This is a genomic window from Klenkia marina (assembly GCF_900101025.1).
In the GTDB taxonomy this organism is placed as follows: domain Bacteria; phylum Actinomycetota; class Actinomycetes; order Mycobacteriales; family Geodermatophilaceae; genus Klenkia; species Klenkia marina.
In genome coordinates this window covers 17754-41994 of sequence record NZ_FMUH01000007.1, presented here as the reverse complement: position 1 = coordinate 41994, position 24241 = coordinate 17754, and the positions used below count along the sequence as shown (strand labels likewise).

Annotated in this window: 23 protein-coding genes; 12 read left to right on the top strand and 11 right to left on the bottom strand. The window is 73.6% G+C overall.

Going from position 1 to position 24241, the window contains the following annotated elements; translation table 11 throughout:
• Window positions 1-8: 8 nt before the first annotated feature.
• Entirely contained in the window at window positions 9-1088 is a 1080-nt protein-coding gene (locus BLP29_RS17935; protein WP_092807113.1) for a polysaccharide deacetylase family protein, read from the bottom strand.
• Between the two features lie 54 nt (window positions 1089-1142).
• Here BLP29_RS17935 and BLP29_RS17930 point away from each other — a divergent pair, with 54 nt between their 5' ends.
• The 8 genes from BLP29_RS17930 (at window position 1143) to BLP29_RS17895 (ending at window position 8883) form a co-directional block, all read left to right on the top strand.
• Entirely contained in the window at window positions 1143-2156 is a 1014-nt protein-coding gene (locus BLP29_RS17930) for a LacI family DNA-binding transcriptional regulator (protein WP_092807111.1), read from the top strand.
• A 111-nt stretch (window positions 2157-2267) separates the two neighbouring features.
• On the top strand, window positions 2268-3617 hold the full coding sequence (locus BLP29_RS17925; protein ID WP_207798581.1) for an ABC transporter substrate-binding protein: 1350 nt from the start codon (window positions 2268-2270) through the stop codon (window positions 3615-3617).
• Window positions 3614-4561, top strand: coding sequence for a carbohydrate ABC transporter permease (locus BLP29_RS17920; protein ID WP_207798580.1), 948 nt, complete (start codon window positions 3614-3616; stop codon window positions 4559-4561). The genes BLP29_RS17925 and BLP29_RS17920 overlap by 4 nt, the downstream gene beginning before the upstream one ends.
• Window positions 4558-5382, top strand: a complete 825-nt coding sequence (locus tag BLP29_RS17915) for a carbohydrate ABC transporter permease (protein WP_243470077.1) — start codon at window positions 4558-4560, stop codon at window positions 5380-5382. The genes BLP29_RS17920 and BLP29_RS17915 overlap by 4 nt, the downstream gene beginning before the upstream one ends.
• A 27-nt stretch (window positions 5383-5409) precedes the next feature.
• The gene (locus BLP29_RS17910; RefSeq protein ID WP_092807109.1) at window positions 5410-6384 is read left to right on the top strand and encodes an acetylxylan esterase; all 975 of its coding nucleotides are present in this window, start codon (window positions 5410-5412) and stop codon (window positions 6382-6384) included.
• A 326-nt stretch (window positions 6385-6710) separates the two neighbouring features.
• Window positions 6711-7481, top strand: coding sequence for a cyclase family protein (locus tag BLP29_RS17905; protein ID WP_092807107.1), 771 nt, complete (start codon window positions 6711-6713; stop codon window positions 7479-7481).
• A 38-nt stretch (window positions 7482-7519) separates the two neighbouring features.
• Complete coding sequence (locus tag BLP29_RS17900; RefSeq protein ID WP_207798579.1) at window positions 7520-8305, top strand: DUF1295 domain-containing protein; 786 nt, start codon at window positions 7520-7522, stop codon at window positions 8303-8305.
• A 20-nt stretch (window positions 8306-8325) separates the two neighbouring features.
• A complete protein-coding gene (locus BLP29_RS17895) occupies window positions 8326-8883 on the top strand; it encodes a dihydrofolate reductase family protein (protein ID WP_092807105.1) in 558 nt (185 codons plus the stop codon).
• Window position 8884: 1 nt separating this feature from the next.
• On the opposite strand, the gene BLP29_RS17890 is transcribed toward BLP29_RS17895, so the two are convergent.
• Window positions 8885-10222: an ATP-dependent 6-phosphofructokinase gene (locus BLP29_RS17890; RefSeq protein ID WP_092807103.1), complete on the bottom strand. Its 1338-nt coding sequence runs from the start codon at window positions 10220-10222 to the stop codon at window positions 8885-8887.
• 129 nt (window positions 10223-10351) lie between these two features.
• Here BLP29_RS17890 and BLP29_RS17885 point away from each other — a divergent pair, with 129 nt between their 5' ends.
• Both BLP29_RS17885 and BLP29_RS17880 read left to right on the top strand, forming a co-directional pair.
• Window positions 10352-10951: an SGNH/GDSL hydrolase family protein gene (locus tag BLP29_RS17885; RefSeq protein WP_243470076.1), complete on the top strand. Its 600-nt coding sequence runs from the start codon at window positions 10352-10354 to the stop codon at window positions 10949-10951.
• Window positions 10952-10993: 42 nt separating this feature from the next.
• A complete protein-coding gene (locus BLP29_RS17880; protein ID WP_243470075.1) occupies window positions 10994-12544 on the top strand; it encodes a Mur ligase family protein in 1551 nt (516 codons plus the stop codon).
• On the opposite strand, the gene BLP29_RS21110 is transcribed toward BLP29_RS17880, so the two are convergent.
• The 4 genes from BLP29_RS21110 to BLP29_RS17865 all read right to left on the bottom strand — a co-directional run bounded on the left by BLP29_RS21110 (window position 12541) and on the right by BLP29_RS17865 (window position 17095).
• The gene (locus BLP29_RS21110) at window positions 12541-12690 is read right to left on the bottom strand and encodes a hypothetical protein (protein ID WP_165839436.1); all 150 of its coding nucleotides are present in this window, start codon (window positions 12688-12690) and stop codon (window positions 12541-12543) included. The genes BLP29_RS17880 and BLP29_RS21110 overlap by 4 nt on opposite strands.
• A 10-nt stretch (window positions 12691-12700) precedes the next feature.
• Window positions 12701-13039: a hypothetical protein gene (locus tag BLP29_RS17875; RefSeq protein ID WP_092807099.1), complete on the bottom strand. Its 339-nt coding sequence runs from the start codon at window positions 13037-13039 to the stop codon at window positions 12701-12703.
• Window positions 13040-13154: 115 nt separating this feature from the next.
• Entirely contained in the window at window positions 13155-15023 is a 1869-nt protein-coding gene (locus BLP29_RS17870; RefSeq protein WP_092807097.1) for a hydantoinase B/oxoprolinase family protein, read from the bottom strand.
• Window positions 15020-17095, bottom strand: coding sequence for a hydantoinase/oxoprolinase family protein (locus BLP29_RS17865; RefSeq protein ID WP_092807095.1), 2076 nt, complete (start codon window positions 17093-17095; stop codon window positions 15020-15022). Before BLP29_RS17865 ends, BLP29_RS17870 begins: the two co-directional genes overlap by 4 nt.
• A gap of 185 nt (window positions 17096-17280) precedes the next feature.
• On the opposite strand from BLP29_RS17865, the gene BLP29_RS17860 reads away from it, so the two are divergent.
• Both BLP29_RS17860 and BLP29_RS17855 read left to right on the top strand, forming a co-directional pair.
• Entirely contained in the window at window positions 17281-18213 is a 933-nt protein-coding gene (locus BLP29_RS17860; protein ID WP_092807093.1) for an AurF N-oxygenase family protein, read from the top strand.
• A 9-nt stretch (window positions 18214-18222) separates the two neighbouring features.
• Window positions 18223-19647 carry an FAD-dependent oxidoreductase gene (locus BLP29_RS17855; RefSeq protein ID WP_092807091.1) on the top strand — a complete coding sequence of 475 codons (1425 nt, stop codon included), beginning with the start codon at window positions 18223-18225 and terminating at the stop codon, window positions 19645-19647.
• A gap of 71 nt (window positions 19648-19718) precedes the next feature.
• On the opposite strand, the gene BLP29_RS17850 is transcribed toward BLP29_RS17855, so the two are convergent.
• From BLP29_RS17850 to BLP29_RS17830, 5 genes are all read right to left on the bottom strand, one after another.
• A complete protein-coding gene (locus BLP29_RS17850; protein ID WP_165839435.1) occupies window positions 19719-20078 on the bottom strand; it encodes a DUF2382 domain-containing protein in 360 nt (119 codons plus the stop codon).
• A gap of 62 nt (window positions 20079-20140) precedes the next feature.
• The gene (locus BLP29_RS17845) at window positions 20141-21079 is read right to left on the bottom strand and encodes a PRC and DUF2382 domain-containing protein (RefSeq protein ID WP_092807087.1); all 939 of its coding nucleotides are present in this window, start codon (window positions 21077-21079) and stop codon (window positions 20141-20143) included.
• A gap of 379 nt (window positions 21080-21458) precedes the next feature.
• Entirely contained in the window at window positions 21459-22280 is an 822-nt protein-coding gene (locus BLP29_RS17840; RefSeq protein ID WP_092807085.1) for an SDR family oxidoreductase, read from the bottom strand.
• Window positions 22281-22317: 37 nt separating this feature from the next.
• The gene (locus tag BLP29_RS20770; RefSeq protein ID WP_133379265.1) at window positions 22318-23637 is read right to left on the bottom strand and encodes a mechanosensitive ion channel family protein; all 1320 of its coding nucleotides are present in this window, start codon (window positions 23635-23637) and stop codon (window positions 22318-22320) included.
• An 84-nt stretch (window positions 23638-23721) separates the two neighbouring features.
• Window positions 23722-24177: a DUF1707 SHOCT-like domain-containing protein gene (locus BLP29_RS17830; RefSeq protein WP_092807083.1), complete on the bottom strand. Its 456-nt coding sequence runs from the start codon at window positions 24175-24177 to the stop codon at window positions 23722-23724.
• Window positions 24178-24241 lie beyond the last annotated feature (64 nt).

Sequence of the window (24241 nt, the reverse complement as noted above, 5' to 3'; positions counted from 1 at the left end):
TTGCGCTGTCAGGCCAGCCGTTCCAGCGCGGCGTTCGACGTCCACAACCGGATGCCGGCGGCGGCGACCGCGCCGTCCCCCGGGGCGGTCGGGTCGAACGGGGTGCCGCCCAGCCAGGCCCAGCCGGCCGGACGTCGTCCGATCGCCTCGGTCAGCCGGGCCAACGGCCGGGTGACCTGTCGCTCGACGTCGGCCGGGGTGCGCACCGATGCCGAGCTGGCGTGGGTGGCCGAGTGGCCGCAGACGACGTGCCGGGTGGCGAGGTCGGCCAGCGCGTCCCAGGTCATGGCCAGCGGTGCGTCCCCCGCGAGGTCCTCGTCCAGCACCCCCAGGTCGTGCTCGGCGGCGAAGGCGCGCTGCTCCCCGGGTGGGCAGTCCAGGAACTCCGTCGGCGGGTAGAACCAGCCGACCAGACCGAGCTCCTCGCACAGCGGGGCGGCCACCTGCGCGGCGCTGGCGAACCCGTCGAAGAACGCCGGGACGACGCCGGGACGCGCGTCGGCCCAGCGGCCGGTGTCCAGCGCGGCGTGCAGGTCGGCCTCGGTGACGGGGGAGAAGCGGTCGGCGTACCAGGCCAGCTCCCGGCGCAGCTCGGCCGAGTGCGAGGCGGGCGTGTTGTGCCAGTTGACGACCCGCAGGTGCCGCCCGTGCAGCACGGCGTCGACCACCCGGGCTGCCTCGGCGTCGCGGGCGGCGGCGTCGGGCCGGTCGCTGTCGGCCGGCCGCCACGCCGCCAACCCCGGCGCCGACCCACCCGGGGTACCGGGAGCTCCACCCCCCTCATGGGGCCCGACAGGGGGCGCAGAGCTTCCGGTACCCGGGGCGTCCGGGCCCGGGGGGCGGAGGCGGAGGTGGGCCAGGGCGGCCAGCGCGTCCTGGACCGTGGTGTCCGGGTCGGCGTCGCGCAGCACCTCCCACGCCCGCCCGACGTCGGCGGCCAGCTCGGCGTCCGCGGTGCGCCGGACGACGTCCGGGTCCGGCCGGGTGCGGTCGTGCAGCGCGACCAGCATCGCCACGCCGGCGCGGTCCTCGTCCTCGGCCGCCACGGCGTGGGCGGCGGCCAGCAGTTCCTCGTGCCCGATCGTCACACGCCGATGCTCCCGTGCCCGAGGGGGAACCGGGCGGGACCTAAAGTGCTTTTCATGACCGACCCCGCCAAGCCGGCGACCATCTACGACGTCGCCGAGCACGCCGGGGTCAGCATCTCGACGGTCTCCAACGTGCTGAACAAGCCCGACCGGGTCGCCGTCGGCACCCGGCGCAAGGTGCTGCAGGTCGCCGACGAGCTCGGCTACCTGCCCAAGGCCACCGCCATCGACCTGGCCCGCAAGCAGGCCGGACGCATCGGCGTCGTCGCGCCGTTCTCCACCTACCCCAGCTACCTGCGCCGGCTGGTCGGCGTCATGCGGGCCACCAAGGCGCAGGCGGTGGACATCTCGCTCATCGACCAGGAGTCCGCGGCCACCGCCAGCTCGCCGCTGCTGGCCAGCATGCCCATCCGCGGGGTGGTCGACGGGCTCATCGTCATGGGCGCCCCGATCGAGGAGTCCACCGAGGAGCGGCTGGCCACCCGCGGCCTGCCGGTGGTGCTGGTGGACGCCGACAGCGACCGGTTCAGCGTGGTCAACATCGACGACCACGGCGCCGGACGGCGGGCCGCGCAGCACCTGCTGGCCCTGGGCCACCGGCGCATCGGCTACCTCTCCGAGCAGCAGGCCTCGGACTACGAGTCGCAGGCCCGGCGTCGGCTGGGTGGCTTCCGCAGCGAGCTCGCGGCGCACCCGGACGTCGTCCTCACCGTCGCGCAGGCCGAGGGCACGATGGCCGCCGCGCGGGAGGCCGCGCTCACCCTGCTCTCCGGCCCGGACCGTCCGACGGCGGTGATGGCGCACTTCGACGACCTGGCCCTCGGGGTGGTGCACGCCGCCGCCGAGCTGGGTCTCGACGTCCCCGGGGACCTCTCGGTGCTCGGGTTCGACGACGGGCCGGCGGCCGAGGCGGCCGGGTTGTCCACCATCCGGCAGCCCTTCGAGGAGTCGGGCGCAGTGGCCGTGGGGCTGCTGCTGGAGGCCATCGCCGGGGCCACCCAGCGGCGCATGACCCTGCTCGACTGCACGGTCGTGGACCGCCGGACGACGGCCCCGCCGCCGCTGTGACCGGACCGTTGTAAAGAGCTTTACTCGAAGTTCTTGACGGTGTGAGGCGCCCCACTTACGGTCACCGTGCTGCCCGCGCGCCGCGGCCAGCTCGACACGAAGGAGTGGCGTGTGAACACCCGAACCGGGCGCAGCCTGATCACCCGGGCCGCCGTGGGCGCCTCGGTGCTCTCCCTGGCCGTCCTCACCGCGTGCAGTGCACCCGGGGCCGACAACACCTCCGCCGGGCAGGACGAGGACCGCGAGATCAGCACCGAGCTGACCAGCGAGGACGTCGAGCTCGACTTCTACATCGAGACCGGCTTCCCGATCGCGCAGGAGCTGGCCGACGAGTTCACGGAGCAGCACCCGAACATCACGTTCAACATCCGCAGCGACCAGTTCGCCGTGCTCACCGAGAACGCCTCGCGCGTCATGGCCTCCGACGACGCCCCGGACCTCATCCGCCTGCCGCAGCTGGTCGACCCGGCCCGCGACGGCCTGCTGCTGGACTTCGACCCCTACTTCGACGCCTACGGCTGGGACGCCTTCCCCGAGTCGCAGCTGCAGCAGATGCGCATCAGCGACGACGCCCGCGGCACCGGCTCGCTCTACGGCATGGGCATCGGCTACTCGGTGACCGGCGTCTACTGGAACAAGGCGATCGCCGCGCAGCTGGGCATCACCGAGGCCCCCGCCACGATCGAGGAGCTCGAGGCCGACATGGCCACCGCGAAGGCGGCCGGGCAGCAGCCGATCATGCAGTTCAACGACATCGGTGGCATCGCCTTCCCGTTCCAGGCGCTGTACAACCAGCTCGCCGACCCCACCGACATCGCCGACTGGACCTTCCAGCAGCCCGGGGCCACGATCGACAACCCCGAGGCCACCGAGGCCATGGCCACCATCCAGGAGTGGGCCGACGCCGGCTACTTCCCGTCCGACGCCAACAGCCTGGACTACACGACCATGATGGGCCGCTTCTCCGGCGGCGAGGGCCTGTTCATGTTCAACGGCGACTGGGAGTCGGCCAACCTCAGCGAGTCGATGGGCGACGACGTCGGCTTCTTCCTCATGCCGGGCACCGAGGAGGGCGCCGCGCCGGTCGCCATGGGTGCGCCGAACACCTACACGATCCCGGCCAAGGCCGAGCACCCCGACGAGGCGGCCTACTTCCTCAACTGGCTGCACACCGACGAGACCGCGCGCGAGATCATCGTCAACTCCTCGGGCGCCAACCCCGGCGGGCCCTCGGACCTCGAGATCCCCGAGGCCGCCAACCCGCTGACGCAGCAGACGCTGGCCGCCGGCCAGACCGTCGGCGCCGACGGCACGCTGGTCGACTTCGTCGCCAACGCCACCGCCGGCATCTACGCCGGGTCGATCCGCCCCGAGCTGCAGTCGCTGATCGACGACCGCACCACCCCCGAGGACGCGGTGGCCGCCATCCAGGCCGCGTACGAGGACGAAGTCGGCCCGTGACGTCGTCCGCCGTGGTCGCCTCGGTCCCGTCCCTCGTGGACGGGGCCGGGGCGGCCGCCCCCCGGCGCCGACCGGGCGGGCGTCGTCGCTGGGGCCAGCTGGTCTGGGTCGCCCCGGCCCTGGCCGTCTACGCGTTCTTCGTGCTGCGCCCGCTCATCACGTCGGTGCAGTACTCGCTGTACGAGTGGAACGGCATCGGCGTCGCCACCTTCGTCGGCGGGGACAACTACGCGAAGGTCCTCACCGACCCCGACCAGCTCGGCATCATCGGCAACGCCATCGTGCTGGTCCTCTTCTTCACCGTCATCCCGGTGGCCCTGGGCCTGCTGGCCGCCGCCCTGATGCACGGCCTGCCGCGCGGGTCGTTCACCACCGTCTCGCGGTCGGTGCTCTTCATCCCCCAGGTCATCCCGCTGGTCGCCGCCGGCATCGTGTGGGACTGGGTCTACTCGACCAACGGCATCGCCAACCAGATGCTGTCGGCCGTCGGCCTCGACGGCATCGCCCGCCCGTGGCTGGCCGACTTCGACACCGCGCTGCCCGCCGTCGGCCTCATCGGCTCGTGGGTGCAGCTGGGTCTGTGCACGCTGCTGCTGCTCACCGGCATCGCCAAGATCGACCCCTCGCTCTACGAGGCCGCCCGGCTCGACGGCGCCAGCGGGCTGCAGGTCTTCCGGCACGTGACGGTGCCCGGTCTGCGCCGCGAGATCGGCGTCTGCGTGACGGTCACGATGATCGCGGCGCTGGCCAGCTTCGACATCGTCTACATCACCACGCAGGGCGGACCGGGCAACCAGACGATGGTCCCCGGCGTCGAGATCTACCGGCTGGCGTTCTCCGAGCGCGAGGTGGGCCAGGCCTCGGCCATGGCCGTCGTCCTCATGGTGCTCGTGCTGGTCGCGATCCTGCCCGTGCAGCGCCTCACCCAGCGGAGCGACCAGTGAACCCGAACACCCGCAGCACGCTGGCCGGGCGCGGCCTCCTCGTGGTCTTCATGGTCGCGACGCTCATCCCGTTCGTCACGATCTTCTCCACCGCGCTGCAGCCGCAGGGCAGCATCCCCACCGGGGTCAGCTGGCCCAGCGATCCGCAGTGGCACAACTTCGTCGACGCGTTCCAGGTCGCCAACCTCGGCCCGCTGCTGGGCAGCAGCCTGCTCATCGTGCTCGGCGTCGTCCCGATCTCGCTGCTGTTCGCCGCGTTCGCCGGCTACGGCCTCGCGCAGCTCAAGGTGCCCTTCGCCGGCGCGCTGTTCCTGGTGTTCGTCGCCGGGCTGACCATCCCGTTCGAGTCGCTGATCACGCCGCTCTACTACCAGATGCAGGAGCTCGGGCTGCTGAACACGCGGTGGGCGATCATCCTGCCGCTGATCGCCTTGTTCATGCCCTTCGGCGTCTTCTGGATGCGGGCGCACTTCCAGACCGTGCCGGTCGAGCTGAGCGAGGCCGCAGCCCTCGACGGCGCCGGCCCGTGGGGCGCGTTCCGCCGCATCCACCTGCCGCTGGCGGTGCCGGCGCTCTCGTCGCTGGCGATCCTGCTGTTCCTGTGGACCTGGAACCAGTTCATCCTCGCCATCGTCATGGTCGACGACCCGCTCAAGCGGACGATGGCCGGCGCGCTGGGCGCCTTCCAGGGCCGCTACGGCACCGACATCGTGCTGCTGTCGGCCGGCGCGCTGCTGATCATGGCGCCCACGATCGCGGTGTTCCTGCTCTTCCAGCGCCAGTTCTCCCAGGCCCTGCTCCAAGGCGCCGTCAAGGGCTGACCGCCCTCCACCCGACAGGACCTCCCCGTGCCCCAGTACGACCTGCCCCTGCCCGAGCTGCTGCGGTACCGCAGCGCGGTCACCCCTCCCGCCGACCTCGAGGAGTTCTGGACCCGCACGCTGCGCTCGGCCCGCGAGGTCGCGTCGCCGCCGAAGGTGCAGCCCGTCGACAGCGGCCTGACCCTCGTCGAGGTCTCCGACGTCACGTTCAGCGGTTTCGACGGTGATCCGATCAAGGCCTGGTACCGCCGGCCGGCCGGGGTGGACGGCGACCTGCCGGTCGTCGTCCGCTACCAGGGCTACACCGGCGGCCGCGGCCTGCCGCACCAGACCGGCCCCTACCCGCTGGCCGGGTACGCCGTGCTCGAGGTCGACAGCCGCGGCCAGGGCACCGGCTACGGCTGGGTCGGTGACACCCCCGACCCGCACGGCCACGGGCCCTCGTACCTGGGCGGGTTCATGACCCGCGGGATCCTCGACCCGGAGGACTACTACTACCGCCGGCTGATCACCGACGCCGTCCTCGCCGTGGACGCCGCCCAGCAGCTGCCCGGGGTCGACCCGTCGAAGGTCGTCGTGGCCGGGATCAGCCAGGGCGGCGGCATCGCGCTGGCGGTGTCCGCACTGCGCGACGACCTCGCCGGCGTCATGGCCGACGTCCCGTTCCTCTCGGACTTCCCGCGGGCGGTGGTCACCGCCTCGGCCGGGCCGTACCCGGAGATCGCGGCCTACCTGGCCAGCCACCGCGACCACGCCGCCGCCGCCTTCGCGACGCTGGCCTACGTCGACGCGGCGGTGCTGGTCACCCGCTCGACCGCACCGGCGCTGTTCTCCGTGGCGCTGATGGACAACGTCTGCCCGCCCTCGACGGTCTACGCGGCGCACAACGCCTACGCGGGGGAGAAGCAGATCCGCAGCTACCCCTACAACGACCACGAGGGCGGCCAGTTCCACCAGGAGGCCGAGCAGCTGGCCTGGCTGCGCGAGCTCCTGCACCCCTGAGACCCCGGTCGTCGCCGGTGCCCGCCGCCCGGCGACGACCGGCCCCCACCGTCGGCCGGACGACCGTCAGGGTTGTCGGGCCACCCTGGCGGAGTGGTGGTCGCGGGCGCGGCACCAGCGGCCGATCCCCACGTTCACGAGGGTGGCCACGGCGCCCCAGGCGATGACGATCAGCGAGTCCATGCCCCCAGTGGGCGCCGGCCCCGGCCCGCACGCCAGGCCCTTGACGCGTCCCTGACGGTGCTCAGGTGCTTCCTGACGGTCACGCCCACATCTGGGTGCAGGGGGAGAGCCCCGACGATCGACGTCCGGGGGATGCTCTCCCCGTGACCGTCATCGACGCCCTCCTGGCAGCCCTCGAGGCGGGGGAGGTCGAGATCATCGACCTGACCGCCCCCTTGTCCCCCCGGACCCCTGTGCTCCAGCTGCCTCCGCCGTTCGCCAACACGATCCCGCTGTCGCTGGAGAAGGTCAGCGACTTCGACGACGACGGCCCGTTCTGGGGCTGGAACAACATCCACACCGGGGAGCACACCGGCACCCACGTCGACGCCCCCGCGCACTGGGCCACCGGCCGCGACGGCCACACGGTCGACCTGATCCCTCCGCGCCGCCTGATCGGCCCGGCCGTCGTCCTCGACTTCACCGACGAGGCGCAGGCCGACCCCGACCTCCTGCTCGAGCCCGCGCACTTCGAGGCCTACGTGGCCGAGCACGGCCCGCTCCCCGAGGGCGCCTGGCTGCTGTTCCGCAGCGGATGGAGCCGCTTCGGCGGTGACGCCGCAGCCTTCGCCAACGCCGACGACAACGGCCCGCACACCCCCGGGGTCTCCGCCGCCGGTGCGCAGTGGTTGGCCGCCTCGCGCATCTCGGGCTTCGGCGTGGAGACGGTGGGCATCGACGCCGGCCAGGCCGGTGGTCTCGAGCCGCCGTTCCCGGTGCACCACTTCCTGCTCGGCGCCGACAAGTACGGCCTGACCCAGCTGCAGAACCTGGACAAGCTGCCGCGCACCGGCGCGGTGCTCGTGGTCTCGCCGCTGCCGGTCGTCGGCGGCACGGGCTCACCCGCGCGCGCCTTGGCGATCGTTCCCGCCTGAGCGGGTTGAGCCGGGCCGCGGTGGGGGAGGACGTCCCGGTGAGCGTGGACAGGGCGAACCTCAAGCGGGTGGTCGGTGCGTCGGCGGCGGTGGTGACCGCGCTCCAGGCGGGCACCGCCGCCCTGGCGCTGCGGAAGGGACGGCGCGACTACGCCGACGGCGTGTGGGGCCCGGGCCTCGCCGCGGTGGCCATCACCGGCGCGGCCCTGGGAACCGGTGACCCGTGGCGCCGCTGGACGACGGCCGCGATCACGACCGGTTGGGCCGTGCGCCTGGAGACGCTGATGCTGCGGCGGCTGCGCGGCAGCGACACCGAGGACGAGCGCTACACCGAGTTCCTCGAGGGCGCGTCCACCCCGACGGTGCTGGCCAAGGTGTTCGGCACCCAGGCGGTGGCCCAGCTGCTGGTCTCGGCGCCGCTCCAGCTCGCCGCGGCCAGCACGCTGCCCCGCTCGGCCCGCCGCTGGCTGTTCCCCGTCGGTGCCGCGGTGGCGGTGGCCGGGGCCGTCGTCGAGGCGGTGGCCGACCGGCAGAAGGCCGCCTACTCCGCGCGGGACCGCGACGAGCGGCCCGACGTCCTGGACACCGGCCTCTGGGGTGTCTCGCGGCACCCCAACTACCTGGGCGACTCGATCACGTGGGACGGCATCTGGCTGGCCGGGGCGGCGTCCGCACCGGGGGCCCTGCTGTTCCCGGCCCCGGCCGCGATGACCTGGTTCCTGGTGTTCGCCACGGGCGCGAAGCGCACCGAGCGCCGCATGGCCGACCGCCCGGGCTACCGGGACTACCAGCGCCGCGTGTCGTTCTTCTTCCCCGGGACCTGATCGAGGTCCATGCTGGCGCGGTGGCGAAGCTGCTGTACTCCGCGATCTGCTCGCTCGACGGCTTCGTGGCCGACGCCGGGGGTGACTTCGGCTTCGCCTTCCCCGAGCCCGAGGTGCTGGCCGCGGTCAACGCCGACACCGCACGCATCGGCACGTTCCTGCACGGCCGCCGCATGTACGAGCTCATGCAGGGCTGGGAGACCGACCCCTCGTGGGCCGAGGGCGACGCCGGCGAGGCCGAGTTCGCCCGGCACTGGCAGCGGGCCGAGAAGGTCGTCGTCTCCACCACGCTCCAGGACGTCGTCACCGCCCGCACCCGGCTGGTGCGCTCGTTCGACCCCGCCGAGGTGGCCGCGCTGGTGCGCGACGCCGAGCTCGACGTCACCGTGGACGGGCCGACGCTGGCCGCGCACGCCTTCCGCGCCGGCCTGGTCGACGAGGTGCACCTGCTGCTGGCCCCCGCCGTCGTCGGCCGCGGCCTGAGGGCGCTGCCCGACGACGTCCCGCTGGCCCTGGAGCTGCTCAGCACCCGGCGGGTCGGCGGCTTCGTCGCCGTCCGCCACGCCGTCCGCCGCTGACTCAGACGTGCACCGGCTGGCCGGTGGCCTCCAGGACCGAGAGCCACAGGTCACCGCGCGGGTCGACCTGGTTGCGGGTGCGGGTGACCAGCGGGATCGGCAGGTTCACGAACCGGCCGTGCCAGCGCCCGGCCACCGTCGCCGTGCGCCCGGCCATGGCCGCGTGGACGGCGGCCTGCGCCAGCCGGGTGCAGTAGACCGAGTCGTGGCTGTTGGCCGGCACGCTGCGGATGGCGTAGCCGGGGTCCACGTAGCGCAGCTGGAACGGCACGCCGCTGGCGTTCAGGTGGCTGCTCAGCTCGTCGCGCAGCTTCTTGCCGATGTCGAAGAGCTTGGCGTTGCCCGAGGCGTCGGCGCCGCCCTCGACCCCGGCGAACATGTCCTGCCCGTAGCCCTCGGCCACCACGATCACCGCGTGGCCCTGCTCGTCGAGCACCCGCTGCACGTGCGCCAGCACGCCGCGGTCGCCGTCCAGGGGCATGGGGACCTCGGGGATGAGCACGAGGTCGACGTCGTCGCTGGCCAGGGTGGCGTAGGCGGCGATGAACCCGGAGTGCCGGCCCATGAGCTTGACCAGCCCGACGCCGCCGCGGTGCGAGCGCGCCTCGGTGGCCGCCGCACGGATCGACTCCGCGGCCCGGCCGAAGGCGGTCTGGAAGCCGAAGCTGCGGTCGATCCAGGGGATGTCGTTGTCGATGGTCTTGGGGACGCCGACCACCGCGATCGCCAGACCCTGCCGGGTGGCCTCGTCGGCGATGGCCTGGGCGCCGCGCAGCGACCCGTCGCCGCCGATCACGAACAGGATGTCGATCTGCCGCAGCCGCAGCGTCTCGACCATCACCTTGGGGTCCTGGCCGCCGCGCGAGGTGCCCAGCACGGTGCCGCCCTGCTGGTTGATCCAGCGCACCGACTCCGGGGTGAGGTCCAGCGGCTCGTCGCCGTCGGGGGTCAGCCCCAGGTAGCCGTCGCGGAACCCGAGCACCGAGTGCACGCCGTAGTGCTCGGCGAGCTCGCCGACCAGGCCGCGGATGACGTTGTTCAGACCCGGGCAGAGGCCGCCGCAGGTCACGATGCCGACCTTGGTCTTCTTGGGGTCGAAGTACAGCGAGCGCCGCGGGCCGCCGGGCTCGAAGGTGGGCAGCTCGTCCACCGGCACGCCCCGCCGGGCGGCCACGCCCAGCGTGCCGTCGACCAGCACGCGGTCGTGCTCGCCGACGTAGTGCACCGACTCGCCGCGCTCGAGCAGGCCGCCGTCGAGGGGGGAGGGGACGGTCAGCTCCCCGAGGGTGCGGACGGCGAGGTTCTCCGGGGTCAGCTGGAGCTGCTCGTCGGTGTCCATGCCTCCATGGTGCCCTGTCCCGCGCCCCGGCGGGGACCCCGGCTCGCCGCTGACCTGCACGAACGGGGTAGACGTCCCAGACGTGTTGCCGGCGCGGAACAGGGCGGTGACCGGGCCCGTTCGACCACCGTGAGCTTCTCCCTCGCCGTGCTCGGCGACTCCATCGCCTTCGGCACGGGGGCCGCCCGACCGGCCGACGCGATCGGGCCCCGGCTGGTCGCCGCGCTGGCCGAGGACGGCGTCGACGCGACGCTGCAGGTCGTGGCGGTGCCGGGTGCGGTGTCGGCCGCCCTGGCCGGGCAGGTGCGGTCGGTGACCCGGTGCGACCTCGCGCTGGTCGTGGTGGGCGCCAACGACCTGACCCGGTTGGTGCCGCCGGCCACCGCCGCCGAGCAGCTGGGCGCGGCGGTGCAGGACCTCCGGCTCCTGGGCGCCGACGTCCTGGTCGTCCCGGCGCCGGACCTCTCGACCGTGCCGTGGGTGCCACCGGCCTTCCAGGCCCTGGTGGCGACGGCGAGCGCCGAGCTGCAGCGCCGGCAGACCGGGGCCGTGCGGGCCGCCGGAGGGGTGGCCGTGCCGATCGGCACCGAGCTCGGCGAGCGGTTCCGGGCGCAGCCGGCGCTGTTCTCGGCCGACCGGTTCCACCCGTCGTCGGCCGGCTACGCGCTCATCGCCGAGGCGCTGGCCCCGGTGGTGCGGGCCGTGGCCCGGGGGCGCACCGCAGCCTGAGCTCCGGTGGCCGGGCCGGGCGCGAGGTCCCCATGATGACCGGTGGGTCGAGTCCGCGCCCTCGTCGTCCCCACTGAAGAGGCGCTGGTGCTCGCTGATCCGCCGTCCCGCTGGACACCCCTGGCCGCCGTCGCCGCCCGCGCCGGGGCGGCGCTGCCGCCTGCCGGCCCGGTCGTGGACGCCCTCGTGATGGATTCCCGCCGGGTCGCACCGGGCGACCTGTTCGCCTGCGTGCGCGGCGCCCGGTCCGACGGCCACGAGCACGCGGCGGCCGCCGTGGCCGCCGGTGCCGTCGCGGTGCTCGCCGACCGGCCCGACCGGCTGCCGCACGACCTGGGTGTGCCGGTGCTCGTCGTGCCCGCCGTGCGGGCGGTGCTCGGCCCGGTCGGCGCGCTGCTGGCCGGGGACCCGGCCGACCGGTTGCGCGTCGTCGCGGTCACCGGCAGCAACGGCAAGACGACGACGAGCACCCTGCTCGCCGGGGCGCTGGGCGGCCGGTGCGGGCTGCTCACGACGGTGGGCGCGACCGTCGGCCGACACACCCGCAGCACGGCGCTGACCACCCCGGAGGCGCCCGACCTGCACCGGCTGCTGCGCTGGATGGTGCAGCGCGGCGCCACCACGGCGGTCGTCGAGGCGTCCTCGATCGCGGTCGACGTCGGACGGGTCGACGGCCTGTGCGCCGAGGTCGCGGTGTTCACCGGGTTCGAGCCCGACCACCTGGACCACCACGGCACCCTCGAGCAGTACTGGGCCAGCAAGGCCCGGCTGTTCACCCCCGACCGGGCTCGAGCCGCCGTCGTCGTCACCGACGACCCGTGGGGGCGGCGGCTGGCCGACCAGGCGGTGGTCCCGGTGACCCGCGTCGGCCACGACGCCGACTGCGACGTCCGGGTGCTGCGCGGCACCAGTGGCGCTGCGGGCACCGAGGTGCTGCTCGAGCACGACGGAGGACGCCACCTCGTGCGCAGCCCCGTCGTCGGCCGGGTGCACGTCACCAACCTGGCCGCCGCCTGGGCCGCCGCCGTGGCGATGGGGGTCGCCCCGGCCACCGCAGCGCGCCGCTTGGCGTCCGTGGCGCCCCCGGACGGGCGGAACACCCTGCTCACCGCCCCGGGGTCACCACTGGTGGTCGTCGACTACGCGCACACTCCCGGGGCGTTGGCCGACGCGGTGGCCACCGCGTCGGAGCTGCGCCCGTACGGCGAGGTGCACCTCGTGCTCGGGGCCCGCGGGGCCCGGGACCGGTGGAAGCGGCAGGGGCTGGGCACCGCGGCCCGGGCCGCCGACCACGTCTGGCTCACCAACGAGGGCAGCCACGGCGAGGACCCGGCGGCCATCGTCGCCGAGCTCGCGGTGGGCCTGCTCGGGTCCAACGCCCGGGTGCGCACCGTGCTCGACCGGCGGGCGGCGATCACGGCGGCCGTCGACGCGGCCGGGCCGGAGGACGTCGTCCTGGTGGTCGGGCGTGGGCACGAGACCCTGCTGCAGGACGCGCCCGGGGCACTGGACCCGGCGACGGCGCAGCGGTTCGCCGACGCCGACGTGGCGCGGGCCGCGCTGGGGGAGGGCCGTCGCCGGCTGGCGGGTTAGTCGCCCTGCTCGTGGTCCTCGGCCTCGTGGGCCTTCAGCTCGCGGGTGGCCATGCCGCCCTCGCCGCCCTCGTCGCGGGGGCCGGGGTGCAGCTGGGCCTCGCCGTCGGACGAGGTGCCGGACGGGTCCTTCTCGGGGTCGGTCATGCCCCCAGCGTCAGGCGTAGGTGTCGATCGAGCCACCCGAGACGCCGGCCTGCTGGGCCTGGCGGAGCTGGGCGTCGGCAAGGGCCTGCGCGGCGAGGGCGACCCGCTGCCGGGCTGCGGCGACGGCGTCCTGGCCGGCCTGGCTCTGCTCGGCCTGCCGCAGCGCCGCCTGGGCGGCGTCGAGGTCCGCGCGCAGCGCCTGGAGCGCGGCGGCCTGGGGGCTGACGGCGCCCTGCTTCGCGCCCGGGGCGTCCTGGGCGGCCTGGGTCGTGGTGGCGGAGGCGCGCACCGACGCCATGAAGGTGGCCTGCGGGGTGCCGCGGTCCACGGTCAACGCGTTGATGTCCATGCCCGCACCGTCGGCAGCGCCGCCACGTGGTCAAGCCGAGATGATCACCATCACCCCCCGGGACGACGACGGCGCCGGCCCCCAGTGGGGGACCGGCGCCGTACGGGGTCCTCCGTCAGAGGACGTCGAACTCGTTGAACGCCGCGCCGCCGGACAGGGTGGCGTAGCCGGGACCGCGGTCGAAGAACGGCTCCTCGCCGGTGCGGGCGGCCCGCATCTCCTCGCGCAGCGCCTCGGTGGCGGTGAGGTCGGCGTCGCCGTCGGCGTCCACCACCACGCCGTAGTCGCGACGGGCGCCCTCGACGCTCACCTTGAGCCACGCGATGTCCTGGAGGACCTCCTCGACCGGCCGGTCGAGCGGGTCGCCCCAGCCACCGCCGCCCGTCGTCCGCACCCGCACGACGGTGCCGGCCTTCAGCGGCTCGGCGTCGGCGAGGGCGTCGACCTCGTGCTCGTCGGGGCCACCCGGGTCGACCGTGATCTGGAACGGTCGGCCGGCCTTGCCGCCCTTGACGCCCCAGCAGGCCAGGATCGAGCGGTCGGCGATGGACATGAAGTGCGCGTCGCGCAGCACCCGGATGTGCTTCTCGTAGCCGCAGCCACCGCGGTATCGGCCGGGGCCGCCGGAGTCCAGGGCCAGGCCCAGGGCCTCGATGCGCAGCGGGAAGCGGCCCTCGGTGAACTCCGTGGGCAGGTTCCGGGAGTCGGGGACGACGTGGATGGTGTCCTCGCCGTCGGCGTAGTACCGCCCGCCCGAGCCGCCGCCGAGCACCTCGCGCATGAGGTAGGGCTCGCCGTCGAAGTCGGTCCCGTACACACCGGTGTACCGGATCGTCTCCTGGTCGGCGGGCATGCGGCCGCCGGTGGCCTTGGCCAGCACCCCGGCCAGCACGCCCAGCAGCCGCAGGATCACGAACGTGCGGGCGTTGGTGGGTGCGGGGAACACCGGGGTGAGCAGCGTGCCCTTCTCCGGGAAGCGCATCTCGATGAGCGGGACGACGCCCTCGTTGACGTCGAGCTCGGCCATGCGCTCGGGCGTCGCCGCCAGGTTGCGCAGGATCGGCGCGAGCCACTTCTTGAGGAAGTTGCCGTCGGAGTAGTCGCCGCAGTGGTTGATCGGGCCCTTGGCCTGCGGCCCGGTGCCGGTGAAGTCGATGACCAGCGGGACGTCGGCGGTCGAGTCCATGATCAGCGTGATCCGCTGGCGGTGCAGCATCGGCTCGTCGACGCCGTCGTGCTCGGCGTAGTCCTCCCAGACGTAGGTGCCGTCGGGGATCTGGCTGAGGATCTCGGTGCGGTAGACCTCGGTCGAGTTGGCCAGGATCGCGTCGAAGCACGCCTCGACCGCCGCGACCCCGTAGCGCTCGAACAGCTCGCCCAGGCGGCGGGCGCCGGCCAGGCAGGCCGAGCACTCGGCGTCGAGGTCGGCGGCCAGCGAGTCGGGCATCCGCGAGTTGCGGGTCATGATCTTCAGCGCCGACTCGTTGGGCACGCCGCGGTCCCACAGCTTGATCGGGGGGACCATCAGGCCCTCCTCGAACATGCTGGTCGCCGCCGAGGGCATGGAGCCGGGGACGGCGCCGCCGATGTCGTCGTGGTGGCCGAACGCCTGGATGAAGGCGACCACCTCGCCCTCGGCGAACACCGGGACGGTGACGCAGAGGTCGGGCAGGTGGCCGATGCCCCCCTCGGAGAGGTAGACGTCGTTGTGGAAGAAGACGTCGCCCACGTTCATCTGGTCGATCGGGTAGTCGCGCACCACCGGCTGCACCAGCGCGGAGTACGAGCGGCCGGTCAGCTTGCGCAGCTGGCGGTCGTGGATGCCGGCCCGGAAGTCGTGCGCGTCGCGGATCATCGGGGAGCGCGAGGTGCGTCCGATGGCGGTCTCGACCTCCATCTCGATCGCGGCCAGCGTGCCGGCGACGATCTCGACGAGGACCGGGTCCGCGGCGGTGGTCTGCTCGGGGGTCTGCGAGGCGGTCATCGCGCGGTCTCCTTGGTGAGCAGCAGGTTGGAGTAGCTGTCGACGGTGGCGACGAAGCCGGGGTGCACCGGCACCGTGGAGCCGAACTCCTCGACGATCGCCGGGCCGACGACGACGTCGCCGGGCTGCAGGTCGGTGCGGGTGTAGGTGGGGGTGTCGACCCACTCGTCGAAGAACACCCGCCGCGAGCCGCTGACGGCGTCGGCGACCGACCCCTCGGTGCGGTCGGGCCGGGCCACCAGGTCGGGACGGCGGATCGGGCCGATGCCGCTGACGCGCAGGTTGACCCACTCGACCGCCTGGCGGGGGTCGGCGGCGAAGTCGTAGCCGTAGAGCTGACGGTGCGCGGCGTGGAACGCCTCGGCCACGGTGGCCAGCGCGGCGTCGTCGAGGTCGCCGTCGGGCACGGGGACCCGCACCTCGAAGGCCTGCCCGACGTAGCGCAGGTCGGCCGTGCGCTGCATGCGCTGCTCGTCGCGGGCGAAGCCCTCGCCGTCCAGGGCGGTGGCGGCCTGGGCCTCCAGGTCGCCGTAGGCGGCCGCCACGACACCCGCGTCGAGGGCGGCGTGCTTGGTGATCATGGTCTGCACGTAGTCGTTGCGGACGTCGACCGTGAGCAGCCCGAACGCGCTGACGTTGCCCGGGTTCGGCGGCACCAGCGTGCGCGGCAGGCCGAGGATGTCCATCAGCCGGCAGGCCAGCAGGGAGCCCGAGCCGCCGAACGTGGTGAGGGTGAAGTCGCGGACGTCGAGGCCGCGGGCGACGGTGACCTGGCGCAGGGCGTTGGCCTGGTTCCACGCCGAGATCTCGAGGATGCCGGTGGCGGTCTTCTCCATGGCCAGGCCGAGCTTGCCGCCCAGGGTCTCCAGGCCACCGGTGGCCGCCTCGACCGACAGCGGGATCTCCCCGCCCAGCAGGTGCGGGGGGATCCGGCCGAGCACGACGTGGGCGTCGGTGACGGTGGGCTCGGGGCCGCGGCTGGGGTAGCACATCGGGCCCGGGTCGGCGCCGGCGCTCTTGGGGCCCACCTTGAGCGTGCCCTCGGGGGCCAGCCACGCGATGGAGCCACCGCCGGCGCCCACGGTGACGACGTCGATCATCGGGATCTTCGACGGGTAGGCGCCCACCGTGCCCTCGGTGGTGAGCGCGGGCTCGCCGTCGATGACCACGGTGACGTCGGTGGAGGTGCCGCCGCCGTCGCAGGTGAGGATGCGGTCGAACCCGGCGGTGCCGGCGATGAGCGCGGCGCCCAGGGCGCCGGCGGCCGGGCCGGAGAGCATCGTGGTGATCGGCTGGTGCACGACCTCCTCGGCGCTCAGCACGCCGCCGTTGCTCTTCATGACGTAGAAGGGCACCTCGGGGGCGAGCTCGTCGAGCCGGGCCCGGATGTTGGTGACGTAGGCGCCGACCTTGGGCTTGACGGCGGCGTCGACCAGCGTGGTGACCGAGCGCTCGTACTCGCGGTACTCGCGCAGCACGCCGGAGCTGATCGACACGACGCACTCGGGGTGCACCTCGCGCAGCACCTCGAGCATGGCCTGCTCGTGGGCGTCGTTCGAGTACGCGTGCAGGAAGCAGACGCCGACGGTGGTGATCCCGGCGTCCTTGAAGAAGGTGGCCGCGGCGACGGCCTGCTCGCGGTCGAAGGGCCGCACCTCGGCGCCGGTGTGGTCCAGCCGGCCACCGACGGTCTTCACCAGGTCGGCCGGGACGATGCGGGGCGGCTTGACCCAGAAGTAGCTGTTGCCGTAGCCGTCGGGCACCGACTGCCGTGCGATCTCGAGCACCGAGGCGTAGCCCTCGGTGGTGATGAAGCCGATGCGGTCGAGCTTGCCCTCGAGCAGCTGGTTCGTGGCGACGGTGGTGCCGTGGCTGACCGCGGTCACGGCCTCGCCGGTGAGGCCCATGAGGTCGAGGACCTTCTGCACCCCGGCGAGGAACCCGTCGGCCGGGTTGCCCGGCGTCGAGGGGGTCTTCGTGGTGGTCGTGGCGCCGGACTCCTCGTCGACCGCCACCACGTCGGTGAACGTGCCACCGGTGTCGATGCCGATGCGTACCCGCCTGCTCGTCATGGCAGAAACCTTAGCGCTGAGATACCTGGCGGGGAAGGTGTCGAGGGGAGAAGATCGGCGGCCGATGAGGGTTGGGTCACACTTCGTCCGGGAAGATGTGTCGCGGGGTTGCAGGTAGGTGTGGCATGGGCCATCCTTGTACATGTAACCGGGTGTTACACGCAACGATCACGGAGGGCCGTTCCATGACCAGCACGCTCCCGAGCACCGACCAGCTGTCCGCCGTCTTCGGCGCCGGCCAGCGCGACGGCGAGGCGGTGTCGGCTCGCCTGCTGGACTCCGCGGCGCAGCTGTCCTACGACCCGACCACCGAGGTCGACTGGGACGAGCCGCTCGACCCGGCCCTGCACGGCCTCAACCCCGAGTGGAGCACGCTCTACGGCACCGAGCTGTGGGACGAGATGACCGACGAGCAGCGGGTCACGCTGACCCGGCACGAGGTCGCGTCGATCATGAGCACGGGCATCTGGTTCGAGATGATCCTGCAGCAGATGCTGCTGCGCGAGCACTACGCCGGCGACACCACGCGCAAGGACTTCCAGTTCGCGCTCACCGAGATCGCCGACGAGTGCCGCCACTCGATCATGTTCGCCCGCGCCTGCGAGAAGCTCGGCGCGACCGGCTACGCACCCAAGCGCAGCGGCATCGAGCTGGGCCGGTTCTTCAAGTCGTTCGCCAGCGCCGAGCGGGCCTTCGCCGCCGCGCTGGTCGCCGAGGAGGTGCTCGACGTCATGCAGCGCGACTGGATGCGCGGCGAGGACGTCCTGCCGATGATCCGAACCACGAGCCGCATCCACGTGGTCGAGGAGTCCCGGCACATGACCTACGCCCGCCAGGAGGTGCGCGAGAGCCTGGTCGGTGCCAGCAGGGCCCGCGTCCGCTCCTCGGCGCTGCTCATCGCGATCGTCACCCAGGTCGTGGTGACCAACCTGGTGCACCGCGACGTCTACACCGCCGCCGGTCTCGACGCCGACCGCGCCGTGCGCGAGGCCAGGGCGAACAAGCACCACCACGCGATGATGCGCACCAGCAGCCGGCACCTCATGGCCTTCCTCGGCGAGTGCGGCTTCCTCACCGGGCCCGCGGTGGCGATCTACCGCCGCCTGCACATGATCTGAGGCACGGTCATGGCGTTCGCGATCACCCAGAACTGCTGCTCGGACGCCTCCTGCGTCTCGGTGTGCCCGGTCAACTGCATCCACCCCACCCCGGACGAGCCCGAGTTCGGGCACACCGAGACCCTCTACGTCGACCCCGACACCTGCATCGACTGCGGCGCCTGCGCCGACGCCTGCCCCGTCGACGCGATCGCGCCCACCTGGGTGCTGCGCCCCGACCAGCAGGTCTTCACCCAGATCAACGCCGACTGGTACGCCCGCCCGGACGCCGTCCCCGCCCCGGCCTGGGGTGCGCCGCGGTTCCCCAGCGTCGACCTGTCGGCCATCGGCCGGCTCGACGTCGCAGTCGTGGGCACCGGCCCCGCGGCCGTCTACGCCGCCCAGTCGATCCTGCGGGCCACCGACGCGCGGGTCACCTTCCTCGAGCGGCTCCCGACCCCGGGCGGGCTGGCCCGCTACGGCGTCGCCCCCGACCACCCCGGCACCCGTCGCGTGCTCGAGCACACCACCGCCGTGCTGCGGCACCCCCGGGTGACGCTGCAGCTGGGCGTCGAGGTGGGCCGTGACGTCACCCCCGCGCAGCTCGCCGAGCGGTACGACGCCGTCCTGTACGCCACCGGGGCCGCCGGTGACCGCGCCCTCGGCGTCCCCGGCGAGGAACTGGCCGGCAGCGTGTCGGCCCGCGAGGTCGTCAACTGGTACACCGGCCACCCCGAGGCCGCACCGGTCGACCTCTCCCGCGTCCAGCGGGCGGTCGTCGTCGGCACCGGCAACGTGGCGCTCGACGTCGCGCGCATGCTCGCCGGCCGAGCCGACCGGCTCGCCAGCACCGAGACGTCCCCGGCGGCGCTCGCCGCGCTGCGCACCAGTGCGCTGCGCGAGGTCGTCGTCCTCGGGCGTCGGGGTGCCGCGGACGCCGCCTGCAGCAGCTCCGAGCTGCGTGCGCTCACCCATCTCCCGGGTGTTCGCACGGTGCTCAGCGGCAAGGCGCCAGACGTCGTCGAGCCGGGGTCCAAGGCCGAGCTGTTCGCCGGCCTCGACCGGTTCGACGACGACCTCTCGGTCGCCCCCGAGCCCGGCCGGCGCATCGTGTTCGCGTTCGGCCAGGCGACCCGCGAGGTGGTCGGGTCCGACGGGCGGGTCACCGGCATCGTGCTGGGCTCGACCGACGGCGACGTCACGGTGCCGGCCGAGCTCGTCGTCCGGGCGATCGGGCACCGGGGCACCGAGCTCCCGGGGTTGCCCTTCGACGCCGAGGCGGGCCGGGTGCCGCACGAGGCCGGCCGGGTGGCCGGCGCACCGGCCGGGACCTACGTGGTCGGCTGGGCCAAGCGCGGGCCGGCCGGTGGCATCGGCGCCAACCGCACGGACGCCGAGGAGACGGTGGACTCCCTGCTCGCCGACGCCGCCGCCGGGAGGATCGGCCGCCGCTGACCGCTCCTTCCGCGGTCGAGCATCGGCAGGGGGCTGACGCGACGGCGTGCCGGGCAGCCCCCTGCCGACGATCAACCCGGAGTCTCGACCTCGACCACCTCGTGGGCGACCGTCGCCGTCACCTGGGTCTCGCCGGGCACCCACGCGGTCACCAGGCGGACGCGCTCGACCGGGACGGACCGGACCGTCACCACCGGCTCGTCGGCGTGCAGCGTCAACCACCCGGACGCCGTGGCCGGGGCACGTTCCACGGGGGAGGTGTCCGGCGGGGGACCCATCTCCACGCGCACCCGCTGACGGGTGACCCGGACGGGGACGAGCACCTCCTCGGTGGTCGTCTCCACCACCAGGCGTGCCCGGCCGACCGGGATCACCTCGACGCCGACGTCCAGACGTTCCTCGGCGCGGGTGACGGCGTGCTCACCGGACACGGTAGTGCTCCGCTCGGCAGGGAGGTGCCGGGGTGGGCGGGTGCCCACCCCGGCCGGTCGGGTCAGCGACGGGTGTCGCCCGGGACGTCGCCGCGGGCGCCGCCCTCGACCTGCTCGATCTCCTCGTGCGCGACCTCCGCGTTCACCTGCTGCTCCTCGGTGACGGTGTCGGTGGCCAGGCGCACCCGCTCGACCGGCACGGTCTCCTTGTCCACCACCGGGCGCTCGGCGTGGAGCGTCACCTCGTGCTCCTCCTCCGACAGCGCGGGGCCGTCGAGGGCGTCGCCGCGGTTGGCGTCGGTGATCGGCTCGCGCTCGATGCGCACCTCTTCGTGGGTGACCGGCACCGTGCGGGTCACGTTCTCCGTCACGACGTGCTTGCGCAGCCGGGCCCGGCCGGTCTCCACCGCTTCGGTGCCCACGGACAGCCGCTCCTCCGAGCGGGTCATCGCGTCGTCGGTGATCGGGCCCGAGGTGTCCCGGCCGACGGTCCCGGCGTCGTTGCGGGTGCCGGTCAGGGTGCTGTCGTCGTGGTCGCCGGCCCGGGCGACGTGCTGACCACGGTCGTCGAGGTCGTCGCCGAGGCGCGCGGTGCCGCCGGCGGTGCGGTTGCCGCGGTCGTCGAGGTCGTCGCCGAGACGCGCCGTGCCGGCCTCGGTGCGGCCCTGGTCGCCGACCATGCCGGTGCCGTCACCCACGCCGTAGTAGCGGTACAGCTCGCTCTCCTCGGCGGGGGAGAGGTGACCCTCGGCCTCGATGGTGGGGGCGTCCTTGACCATGGCCTTGTCGTACGGGAAGCGCACCGAGCCGTCGTCCAGCTGGGCCTCGCGCAGCGGGATGAAGGTCTCGCGGGTGCCGAACAGGCCGGTCTTGACGGTGGCCCACTCGGGGCGGCCGCTCTGGTCGTCGAGGTACACCTCGCTGACCGATCCGATCTTGTCGCCGTCGGAGTCGACGGCGGTGGTGCCGATGAGGGTGTCGATGTCGCGCTCGGTGATCACGTGCGGGCTCCTGCCTGTGGGCGGTGCTGACGGATCCCCGCGTAAGCCGGCGCACGGGTGGTCACCGGCTGTGGGGCGGGGGGTGACCTGGCGGGCCCACCTCGTGGTCTGGAGCGGGAGGGCCAGGAACGGACACGCAGCCACTTCCCGGCCGCCGAAGGGGTTGAAACGACACGCCGGTGTTTTCCCCCGAACCCGTTCCGCCACCGATCCGTGCGGCGGTGATCAGCTGGGTTCGGCCGCGTCCGTCCTGGCTCGCCGACGCCGGTGAGCCAGGACGGACACCCGTGGACCCAGCTGGTCCACGCCGGACCGCCAGCTGCCGGGCCGGACCGCCAGCTGCCGGGCCGGCCGCCTACCGGGCCCGGCGAGCGCCGGGTCAGCCCTGGGCCAGCTCGGCGATGTGCTGGGTGTCGCGCCAGCCCTGCAGCCGCGACTCGTAGTCCTTCTCGGCGATGCCCAGCGGGGCGGTGCCGAAGAACACCCGCAGCGGCGGGGTGTCCATGTCCACCAGCTGCAGGACGGCGGCTGCGGAGGCCTCCGGGTCGCCGGGGCTGGAGACCCGGGCCGCGCGCTGCTCGGCGGCCTTCACGCGGAATCCGTCGTAGACCGGGTTGGGGGTGGCGTGCTTGGCCGAGGCGCCCGGCCAGTCGGTGTCGAACCCACCGGGCTCGATGAGCGTGACGTGGATGCCGAAGTCGGCGACCTCCGCGGCCAGTGCCTGCGAGAAGCCCTCGAGCGCCCACTTCGACGCGTTGTAGATCCCGATGTTCGGGAACGCCGAGATGCCGCCGATGCTCGAGACCTGCAGCACGTGCCCCGAGCCCTGCTCGCGCAGGAAGGGCAGCGCTGCCTGGGTGACCCAGAGGGCGCCGAACACGTTGGTCTCGAACTGCGCGCGGGCCTCGGCCTCGGAGATCTCCTCGACCATGCCGAACTGGCCGTAGCCGGCGTTGTTGACCACGACGTCGAGCCGACCGAAGTGGGCGTGCGCCCGCTCGACGGCGGCGAACACCGCCGTCCGGTCGTCGACGTCGAGCTGCACGGGGAGCACCCGGTCACCGAAGCGGGCGACGACGTCCTCCAGCGACGCGGTGTCGCGGACGGTGGCGGCGACGGAGTCACCGCGCTCGAGGGCGGCGATGGTCCAGGCGCGGCCGAAACCGCGGGAGGCGCCGGTGATGAACCAGGTCTTCGACATGCCACGGCCAGCGCCTGCCGGCCGTGGCATGTTCCCGTCAGCGGCGCTGGTCGTCCGGCGGCGGCGTGTCGTCGGTGATCCGGGGCAGCTGGGCCGTGCCCGGGTCGTCGGTGCGGTCCTGCTCCCAGATCGGCGGCTCGTCGGTCGGGACGGGCGGTCGGTCGTAGGCCTGCTGCGGGTCCGGGGCCGGCGCGCCGCCGGACCACGGCTGCGGCGAGCCGTACTCCTGGTCCCCGTACTGCTGGTCCCCGTACTGCTGGTCGCCGTACTGCTGCTGGTCCCCGTACTGCTGGTCGCCGGGCTCGTAGCGGGTGGCCCCGGGCTGCTCGGGGGTCGGCTGCTGGTAGGGGTCGGCGGTGGCGGAGAAGACCTGGGTGGGGTGGGCACCCCCGTCGGTCTGGCCGTACCCGGGCGGAGCAGTCGGGGCTCCGGCCTGGGCCGCGGCCTGGGCCTGGGCCTGGGCCTGGGCCTGCTGAGCTGCCCGGTCGGCGGCGGCGCGCTCCGCTGCTGCCCGCTCGGCCCGCCGACGCTCCTCCTCGGCCTGCAGGGCGCGCTGGCGCTCGGCCTCGGCCCGCTCGGCCTCCTGGCGGGCGCGCTCGGCGGCCTCCTGCTCCTCGCGGGCGCGCCGGGCCTCGGCGGCGATGCGGTCGCCCTCGGCCTTGAGCACCTCGGACGCCGGCCGGGCCTGCTGGGCCTCGCGCCGCATCTGGGGTGCCTCGGCCTCGACCTTGGTCAGCGCGTTCTCCCAGCGCTGCCGCATCGGGACGATGCCGCCACCGCCGACGGCGACCACGACGACGCCGACCAGCGCCACGAGCACCGCGTACAGGACGGCGTTGACGACGTCCGGCGCGATCTCGAGCTGGTTCAGCGCGGCGACGACGCCCAGCGCCAGCACCACGGTGGAGGCGACGGTGGCCAGCGTGCGGGCGTAGGAGAGGGACCCCAGGGCGTTCTGCACGACCAGCCTGACCGCGGCGGCGATGGCCGCGGCGATGACCAGGATGAGGATCGCCACGAAGACCTTCGGCAGGTAGCCGATGATCGCGGCCAGGTAGTCGCTGATGGGGTTCTGCCCGAACACCCCGAACGCGGTGGAGAGCACGAAGAGCATCACCGCGTAGAGGACGATCTTCGCGAGGATCTGCGAGGCGTCGTACTGGGAGCCGGCGAGCAGCTTGCGGATCCCGCCGCGCTCGACGGCCCGGTCGAAGCCGACCTTCTCGAGCACCTTCACCAGGAGCTTCTCCAGCGCCTTGGCGATGAACCACCCGACCACGAGGATGACCGCGGCGAGCAGGAGCTTGGGCACGAACGACACGACGTCGCCCAGTGCGTTGCGGACCGAGTCGCCCATGGTTGGAACCTCCGAGATCGACGGCGTGCCCGGGCCACGATGCCCGAAGTCGGCCCACCCCACCTGTCGAGCCGCGGAGGCAGCTCAGTCGGTGTCGGGGCGGCCGATGCCTGCGGCGTAGAGGGTCGCCAGCACCGCACCCGGCGCCAGCACGAACAGCGGCCAGGGGAACACCAGGTCGGCGGTGCCGAGGCTGACCGATGCCCAGGTCACGATGTTCACCACGAGCACGCAGGCCCAGATGATGGTCAGCACCCGCATGGCGGTGCCGCCGCCGGTGTCGCTGAAGACCTGTCGCCGTCCGCGTCGGGCGGGGTGCCGCGAGGCCGCCGTCACGGCCGGGGCGGGCAGTGGCCCGAGGTCCGCCGTGACGGCGTCGAGGTCCCCGCGCGTCTTCGCCGCCCAGGTCAGGGCGGCACGCTGGTCGAACTCGCGCAGCTCGAGCTGGCCGATCTCGACGGACCGCCGCAACCGGGTCTCGACCAGTGCGCGCTCGGCGTCGGAGACCCGCAGCTGCGAGGGGGGCACCGAGTCGCTCACGTCCGCATCCTGTCAGCCGGGCCGACGCCCGCCCAGTGCGCAGCCAGGCCGGTCATCCGCGGGG

Bases quoted from the DNA above. Each gene is read 5' to 3' on its own strand.
- BLP29_RS17860 (WP_092807093.1), top strand. From the start codon at position 17,281: ATGACCAGCACGCTCCCGAGCACCGACCAGCTGTCCGCCGTCTTCGGC.
- BLP29_RS21110 (WP_165839436.1), bottom strand. From the start codon at position 12,690: ATGACCGACCCCGAGAAGGACCCGTCCGGCACCTCGTCCGACGGCGAG.
- BLP29_RS17855 (WP_092807091.1), top strand. From the start codon at position 18,223: ATGGCGTTCGCGATCACCCAGAACTGCTGCTCGGACGCCTCCTGCGTC.
- BLP29_RS17890 (WP_092807103.1), bottom strand. From the start codon at position 10,222: ATGGACACCGACGAGCAGCTCCAGCTGACCCCGGAGAACCTCGCCGTC.
- BLP29_RS17875 (WP_092807099.1), bottom strand. From the start codon at position 13,039: ATGGACATCAACGCGTTGACCGTGGACCGCGGCACCCCGCAGGCCACC.
- BLP29_RS20770 (WP_133379265.1), bottom strand. From the start codon at position 23,637: ATGGGCGACTCGGTCCGCAACGCACTGGGCGACGTCGTGTCGTTCGTG.
- BLP29_RS17840 (WP_092807085.1), bottom strand. From the start codon at position 22,280: ATGTCGAAGACCTGGTTCATCACCGGCGCCTCCCGCGGTTTCGGCCGC.
- BLP29_RS17930 (WP_092807111.1), top strand. From the start codon at position 1,143: ATGACCGACCCCGCCAAGCCGGCGACCATCTACGACGTCGCCGAGCAC.
- BLP29_RS17865 (WP_092807095.1), bottom strand. From the start codon at position 17,095: ATGACGAGCAGGCGGGTACGCATCGGCATCGACACCGGTGGCACGTTC.
- BLP29_RS17870 (WP_092807097.1), bottom strand. From the start codon at position 15,023: ATGACCGCCTCGCAGACCCCCGAGCAGACCACCGCCGCGGACCCGGTC.